The organism is Bradyrhizobium elkanii WSM2783, assembly GCF_000472865.1.
GTDB classification, from domain to species: Bacteria; Pseudomonadota; Alphaproteobacteria; order Rhizobiales; family Xanthobacteraceae; genus Bradyrhizobium; species Bradyrhizobium elkanii_A.
Window position 1 is genome coordinate 1 of sequence record NZ_AXAP01000172.1, and the last position, 6,685, is coordinate 6,685.

Annotated in this window: 9 protein-coding genes and 2 pseudogenes; 7 read left to right on the top strand and 4 right to left on the bottom strand. The window is 59.3% G+C overall.

Annotated elements, in window-relative coordinates; translation table 11 throughout:
- The 3 genes and pseudogenes from YY7_RS62815 to YY7_RS0149035 form a co-directional block, all read left to right on the top strand.
- A pseudogene (locus YY7_RS62815) lies at positions 1–210 on the top strand (hypothetical protein); the annotation flags it as partial.
- A gap of 1,171 nt (positions 211–1,381) precedes the next feature.
- Positions 1,382–1,605, top strand: a pseudogene (locus tag YY7_RS62820) (BolA/IbaG family iron-sulfur metabolism protein); the annotation flags it as partial.
- A gap of 60 nt (positions 1,606–1,665) precedes the next feature.
- A complete protein-coding gene (locus YY7_RS0149035) occupies positions 1,666–2,013 on the top strand; it encodes a (2Fe-2S) ferredoxin domain-containing protein (RefSeq protein ID WP_028169327.1) in 348 nt (115 codons plus the stop codon).
- A 119-nt stretch (positions 2,014–2,132) separates the two neighbouring features.
- Here YY7_RS0149035 and YY7_RS61620 read toward each other — a convergent pair whose 3' ends face one another.
- Together YY7_RS61620 and YY7_RS56075 are read right to left on the bottom strand one after the other, a co-directional pair.
- Positions 2,133–2,396: a hypothetical protein gene (locus YY7_RS61620; protein WP_035693183.1), complete on the bottom strand. Its 264-nt coding sequence runs from the start codon at positions 2,394–2,396 to the stop codon at positions 2,133–2,135.
- Between the two features lie 184 nt (positions 2,397–2,580).
- A complete protein-coding gene (locus YY7_RS56075; RefSeq protein WP_080664218.1) occupies positions 2,581–3,249 on the bottom strand; it encodes an OmpW/AlkL family protein in 669 nt (222 codons plus the stop codon).
- A gap of 404 nt (positions 3,250–3,653) precedes the next feature.
- Between YY7_RS56075 and YY7_RS61625 the strand changes: the two genes are divergently transcribed.
- The 3 genes from YY7_RS61625 to YY7_RS65435 all read left to right on the top strand — a co-directional run bounded on the left by YY7_RS61625 (position 3,654) and on the right by YY7_RS65435 (position 5,126).
- A complete protein-coding gene (locus YY7_RS61625; RefSeq protein WP_155255682.1) occupies positions 3,654–3,818 on the top strand; it encodes a hypothetical protein in 165 nt (54 codons plus the stop codon).
- 505 nt (positions 3,819–4,323) lie between these two features.
- Positions 4,324–4,677 (top strand): hypothetical protein, encoded by a 354-nt coding sequence (locus YY7_RS0149060; RefSeq protein WP_028169322.1) that lies wholly within the window; start codon positions 4,324–4,326, stop codon positions 4,675–4,677.
- Between the two features lie 215 nt (positions 4,678–4,892).
- Positions 4,893–5,126, top strand: coding sequence for a hypothetical protein (locus YY7_RS65435; protein WP_196237463.1), 234 nt, complete (start codon positions 4,893–4,895; stop codon positions 5,124–5,126).
- Positions 5,127–5,241: 115 nt separating this feature from the next.
- Here the strand turns inward: YY7_RS65435 and YY7_RS0149070 are convergent, their stop codons facing one another.
- Positions 5,242–5,655, bottom strand: coding sequence for an arsenate reductase (locus YY7_RS0149070; protein ID WP_028169324.1), 414 nt, complete (start codon positions 5,653–5,655; stop codon positions 5,242–5,244).
- A gap of 8 nt (positions 5,656–5,663) precedes the next feature.
- Positions 5,664–6,098 (bottom strand): response regulator, encoded by a 435-nt coding sequence (locus tag YY7_RS0149075; RefSeq protein ID WP_028169325.1) that lies wholly within the window; start codon positions 6,096–6,098, stop codon positions 5,664–5,666.
- Positions 6,099–6,503: 405 nt separating this feature from the next.
- On the opposite strand from YY7_RS0149075, the gene YY7_RS0149080 reads away from it, so the two are divergent.
- A partial coding sequence (locus YY7_RS0149080) for an AAA family ATPase (protein WP_028169326.1) occupies positions 6,504–6,685 on the top strand: 182 nt, incomplete at its 3' end.

A 6,685-nucleotide genomic window follows, 5' to 3' on the forward strand; every position in this document is an offset into this window, starting at 1 on the left:
CGCCGTCGCTCGCCAGCGCTGCGCTTGGGGCGAGCGAGCGACGGCGGCTCCGAGGGGATGGCTTGGCCGGACCCCATGATCAATTTTGCTGAACTTGACGCACAGAACTGCGCCGAACTCGATTTCGCGTTGTCCACGCTCGCTAACTGGACACGCAACCAGACAGGCAAGCCGTATGATGAAAGCCGTCGGCCCGACTGTAGAGAATAGGTGGGGCTGACGTCGTCCCGCATTCCTTTTGCTTCCGTCCGCCCTAGCCTGCGATAGGGCACGCCCGCGTGCTTTCAGAATCGGGGGGCAGCCTCCCCACATTGCTAGATCCATAAAATCGCGTGCGGACGAACGCGAGCGGCGCGGCTTCACGCTGTCCACCGAGTGAGGCGGCAAGGCGGCGAACGTCGACGCCAGCACCATTTTTGGTCGGGTGAATCCGCGTGCCGGCTTCGCTTCCAATGAGGCCCCATTTGTGGGGGGAGCCGAGGCGAACAGGTGTTAGTGACATCCAAAACGCGCTCGAGACAAAGAAAGCCCTCGGCGGCTACAACCGCCGAGGGCTCCGTCTGGGCTGGCAGGGGGGATCGCAGACCCAGACGTGACAGGACCGTTAGGCAGTGAAATGACGATCCTGTATCAGGAGTTCTGGGAGACTCGCTTTAGAGTAGGCTGGCCGTGCATGCAGGGAGAGGGGGAACAATCCTGCGAAGTACAAACCCCAGTCACGCGCATCAATTCAAGCGACATATCCATTGACCCTAGCCTTGTAATCGAGGTCTTTGCCCCAGGAATCAACTGATTGAAGGCAAGCGCCTTCAAGGCGGAGAGCGTGAAGCGCCGACGCCACTGGCATCCCCGATTGTGGTTTGCCATGGGCGCCGTCGTGGTCCCAGCCGGCTTGGCTTGCGCCCTTGCGCAAGCCGCGCTCGGCGATCGCGCGCTCTCGTCAGAGCGTTCAGCGCTCACCGAAAGATGCGGTCGGTTCGCGCCGAATGGTGCCGGTAAGCGGTCATGCCCTGCTGTAGCGAGGCGTCGAGCTCATCAGGCAGCTTGGCGAAAATTCATGGGCTCCTCCGAGAAGACGACGGTCGTGACGCGCTACATCCTTCCGCGAGATGACATTGCAAGAGCCGGGCCATGCGGAAGGATCGGGATTCTTCGGCTATTTTGGGGGCTAGCTGCGGAAAAGCTGGAGGCGCACGCGTCTGCTCGATGTTTGTCACGTCCGCAACAAAAGAGACCGTTGCTGTAGCAAACGTGACGATGAGTGGCAGTTGTACGTCGGCAGACCGAGAAGGATCGGCGCAGAAGCGCGCGGCGCGCATCTTGGTTCGAAGCTTGCATGGAGAAGCAAGATGGTGGAGCAAGCCAAGCGGGAGCAAGGCAGATCGCGATGAGGGGACCAGACATCGAAGCCCTGATCAGGAAAGGCTTTTCGGACGCGGAGGTGTCCATGACTGATCTAGCCGGCGATGGCGATCATTATGGCGCCCGCGTCGTTTCGCGCGCCTTCACAGTCAAGAGCCGAAGCAGCATCAGATTGTGTATGCGGCGCTCAACGGGATAATGGGTGACGAGCTTCACGCGTTCGCGCTGACGACCGCGGTCCCGAGCGGTGCACTCGGACCTTGTCCCCCTTCAGATGAACCCAATCGAATGCGTGGCGGGCTCATGAACTCAGAAACGGAATTCGAGCTTCCTCAACTCTACAGGCATCATGTCTTTGCCTGCCACGTCCAGCGTCCGCCTACTCATCCGCACGGCAGCTGCGGTGCAGCTGGTGCGCAAGCCCTGTGGGACAGGACGAGCAAGGCGATCGAAGTGCAAGGGCTCACCGATATCGGCTTCACGGCGGCGGGCTGCCTCGGCTTTTGCAAGGCCGGTCCCTTGATGGTGGTCTATCCCGATGGCGTCTGGTACCGTCCAACCACGCCTGACGACATCGACGAAATCGTCGAGTCCCATCTCAAGGAAGGTAAACGTGTCGACCGCCTGGTGATGGTGTTGAAGCGGAGCTGAGGGCTCGGTTAAAGGCAGCTTGCGCGGGCTATCAAGTTAGCCTCGGCTTCCATCTGACGACTGGCGTCTCTGGAATCCTGGGTTACCCTCTTTCGCCAGGGTGATGAGTGGTGGTGACCTCACGGTCCTTCATCAAGAACTCCGTGCCCAACCGGGCCCTTGACCTTATAGGTGCGGCCTTCGCTTTCGTCGGGATCCTCGGTAAGATGGATGTTCCTGATCAGGGTGCGCGCTTGATCACCGTGGACGAGCCTTTGGATTTCAAGTCCCTGATCACCATGCCCTGCCACCTCCAGCGGCGAGCCGTTTGAATCCCTGACGTTGATGTCCTTGTGGCGCTTTGCGCGACGCTCGCCGAGATGGAAAATGGCTTGATCAATCACTCTTACCCTTCGATCTGGTCCGTCACCTCATGTTGGCTCCGCCAATAGCGCAAAGCTAAAGCGAATGCGGCGCCGGGCCCGGCTCCCGGCGCTGAGAGAGATGACGCTTCTTCGAACCGTCAGCTCGCTCGATCTTTTTGTTTGCGCAACCCGGTTTCCACTTTTCCCCGATCGTGCTCTTGGGTCAGAACTTGTAGGTGATGCCGCCGCCGACCAGCCATGGGTCGATATTGGCGCGCCCGGTGACCGGAATCGCCTTGTTTACGGTCGCCGAATAATCCGGCCGCAGCCACAACTTCTTCACGTCAACGTTGAAGCCCCAGTGACGGTCGAGCATGTAGTCGAAGCCGAATTGGACCGCGGCGCCAACTTGGTTGCTGATCTGCAGGTCGGTGACCGCGAGGCCAGCGACCGGCGTGTTGCCCGCCGACTGGTTGAAGAATACGGTGTAGTTGATGCCGGCACCGATATACGGCTTGAACGCGCCGAAATCGGTGAAGTGATATTGCAGCGTCAACGTCGGCGGCAACAGCCAGGATTTGCCGATGTCGAGCCCGTTGAGCGTCCCGGTGCCGTTGATGTGATGCTTGGTCGCGCCGAGAATGAGTTCGGCGGCGATGTTCGGGGTGAAGAAATAGGTGATGTCGAGCTCCGGGACCACTTGATCGCTGATCGAGAGCCCCAAATTCGGTGACGACAGGCCCGGAACGCCGAAGACGTTAACCGAGCTACCTCGAGCATCCGGCAAAACGCCGAGCACGCGCAGGCGGATCATCCAGGGATTGAATGGTTCGACCGGCGGCGCTTTGGTGTAGATCGCCGCCGATGCGAGATCGGCAGCTTGCAGCGACATGGTGGCCCCACCGAATGCCTCACGAGCAGCGAGGCTGTCGTCAGAATTGTTCTTGTTCTCATCAAATTCTTCGATTCCCAAGTCAGCGCGGGGAGTCGCGCGACGTCTCTGTCACACACGCGGCATCGCGAAGGATTTGATGCGAATCAAAATCGGGCGGTCGAGACACGATTAAGTCGCCATGTTGCGAAAGGATCACGACCGTAAGGCGTGATGACTGACTTTTCTTCTAATCGTCATTCCGCTCTATATTTTTTGTTTGAGCATGATCTTCTCGGAAAAGCGGTTTCCACGTTTGCGGATCACGCTCTAATGCAATCCAGCTACAGCGGTAACGCGCGATCGAGGGGCCTCGAAGTTGCGCCGCCATGCCCGCGCATACGCGGGGATTCATTGAGGCAGCAATGTTCGCCAAGTTGCCCGGCTTCCTCCTCTATCTGAAGGGTGCCGGCCGGCAATTGACTAATCAATTCCGCGTCGCCCCTTGTTCGGAAGTCGGATTGGAAATGATCCTGGTGCGGCATATGGTGGCCGAGCCGGGCGCGAGCGGCGAGTTTGGCGTTGCCTAGCCGATCTCGACATAAACCTTCGTATCGTTCCGTCCTACCCTTCGGATACCCGACGATTACCTACGTTCAATTGAGCTGCTGATGGCGGTCGTTCTAGGCTGCGTCCTGCCCTCCTTGGGCGTTTCCTCCCTAGACTTCGGCCGCTTGTGGCAACGCAGGCGGCCATTTCTTTGTCAGATGGCCGCTGACTCGCATGGCGCTCCTGTAATTGGCTCGGAAACGAGTGGGCGGGCCGTAAATGAGCGTCATCATCGATACCAATCTAGCCGAACGCCGAAGGCTAAGCTTGATGAGCTAAATAAGAAGGCGATCGACGCCATCACGTCCGGCAAGCTCACAGATGGGCGCCAGTATCAGCGCAACGTGGGGTAAAGGCGCCCGCCGCCGCTGCGCACCTGCTCGCTTAGACGCTGGAAGACATCCTGAAAGACCAGGAGGAGAGGGATGGTACGTGTTTCGACATTGGAACGCCGTTCCAATTCGGAGGACGAGAAGGGCCGAGCTGATGAAGCTCGTTGGCGATCTGTGCACCATCGAGCTGCTGAACAACAAAGGGGTCAGCATCTACATCGAGCCGGAGAAGATCGATGGCGGGCTCATCCTGTCGACCGGCGCGATCAAGGAATCAGTCTGGCAGGACACCGTCGGCCTGGTGCTCAAGAAGGGCAAGACCGCCTTCAAGCATGAGCCGCAGACCGGCACCTATTTCCACGGCCAGGATGTCAAGGCCGGCGATTGGGTTGTATTCCGGCACGGCGATGCTCGCCGCGTCCGGATCAAGGGCGTGGATTGCCGCATGGTCGAGGACACGCTGCTCGACATGGTGGTCGACAACTCCGACGTGATCACACACCGCTGATAGTGACACCGCTTGGCGGAGCTTTCGGGCGCACTGAACTAGAGCGGGTCGTTTTGTCGGCTTTGAGACCAATATCCACCACATGACGCTACACACACACAGTACGAAGCGACTGTAGCCAACTTTCAAAATCGGCACATCGCTTGCTTCATTCGGGGCACCATCACCGGTCGCAGGCGGGGCGGTGCTGTAGGGACGGACTCGGCACGTCCTCCATGGCGTCCGGCCGCCCCGCCAATTTGTTGTGGGGCGACATGAAACAGCCCTTCGGCGCCTCGCTCGGCTTGATCGATGTCACTACGAATGTCGATGCGGTCGAACTGGAACGTGCAGCGAAGCGTCCACTGATGTCCGGCTTTCACGCGCAATTCAGAATCGGCGAATGTGCCGGCTCCGCCGCGATGACCGCATTGGCGGGCTGCACCTTGGGGCTTTTTCATCAACCCTAATTAAAATTATAGACGCGCCCGATCGTCTTCAGCGAGCCTGCTGCCGCGCCCGAAGAAAGGGGAGCGGGGAAACTCCGCTTTCTTCGCCTCTCGTTAAACTAGCGAGTAGCGTAGCTCACCCGCTCCGGCAGTACCCTCCGGCTGCCTCGCTCGAGCATCGCTCGAGATCGTCCTGCATGCTCCGCCCAAGCAGCGACAGCACGGGCTCATGATCGAATCCNGCGCATCTTGCGCCGTCGGCGTTGATCAGCGGGCGCCTTATCTGGAGCGGATCGCTCAGCATCAGCGCGAGTGCGCTCGCCGCGTCGCTTATGTCGGGATTGATTTGGCCTGACTTGATACGGGGCGCGGCGCGGTTGAACCAGGATCCGANCGGCGTATTGCCGAAGAACTGGCGCAGTTGCTCCGCGCGCCACGGCTCCTTCAAGATATCCTTGGCAATCACGTGGTGGCCCGCGNCCTTCAGCGCCTGCATCTGGCGCGCGTTGGTGGCGCAGCCGGGTTTTTGATAGAAAATGATCGTCGCCATGGCGTGGCCTAATTCAGCACCCTGAGCTGCACGATGGGCGCGGTGGCGCCGCGTTCGAGAATACCATCGACCTTCTTGCGGACGGCTTCCAAAGTGAGAGGCTTGATAAGCACGCCGTGCGCGCCCGCCTTGATGCCTTCGGCCGCGGTGGCCTCGTCGGATTTCTCGCAGACGATCAGGATCCGCACCTCGGAAAAATGGGGCGCCAATTGGCCGATCAACGGCGGCCCCTTTTGTTTGAAAAAGGAGGCGCCGAGCAGCACCAGATCGGGCTTCAACCAATCGACGCCCCTGACAAAAGCCTCTTCAGGCGTTGCAAGCTCGTGCGTTTCGATCTCATCGTGCAGCATAAGCTGCAAAGCCACCCGGGTGATTTCGTCATCATCGACCACGAAGACCGGTCGCTGGTCTTCCGCCTTCGAGGTTTCGACGCCCATCTGCATTATCGCTCTCCAAGCGGCTTGTATGAGAAATTAGCAATTTCCGTTCCACGCATGAACGCATCGAAAGGGCCCGCGCCAAGCCGGTTTTTGCCCGTTTGATGCTTGCGATCCTTGTTCGGCTTCTGACAGCGGCACAATTGCTGTCACCTTCAAAACACCTGGTGTCATCCGTCGGCTCGCAAGTTTTTCAGCGCGAAATCAGAAGCTTAAAGAGCGTAGACAGCCTTGGCACGGGGGTTGCTATTACGATGCAGCAACACTGAGTGAGGGCTGAGTGCACGCAGACGCGCAAGACGAGCGATGCTCTCCTTCCCTTGAACCCGTGTGCCTCGTTTCTGAGAGAGAAACAAAGCTGGCGCGCGAGCCAGCGCGCAAACTTTGGCAAATCGGTTGATGNAGAGCAACATGTCTTCACTGAGACAAATCGCGTTCTACGGCAAGGGTGGCATCGGCAAGTCGACCACCTCGCAGAACACGCTGGCGGCGCTGGCCGAAATGGGCCACAAGATCCTGATCGTGGGCTGCGATCCCAAGGCGGACTCGACCCGCCTGATCCTGCACGCGAAAGCACAGGACACGATTTTGAG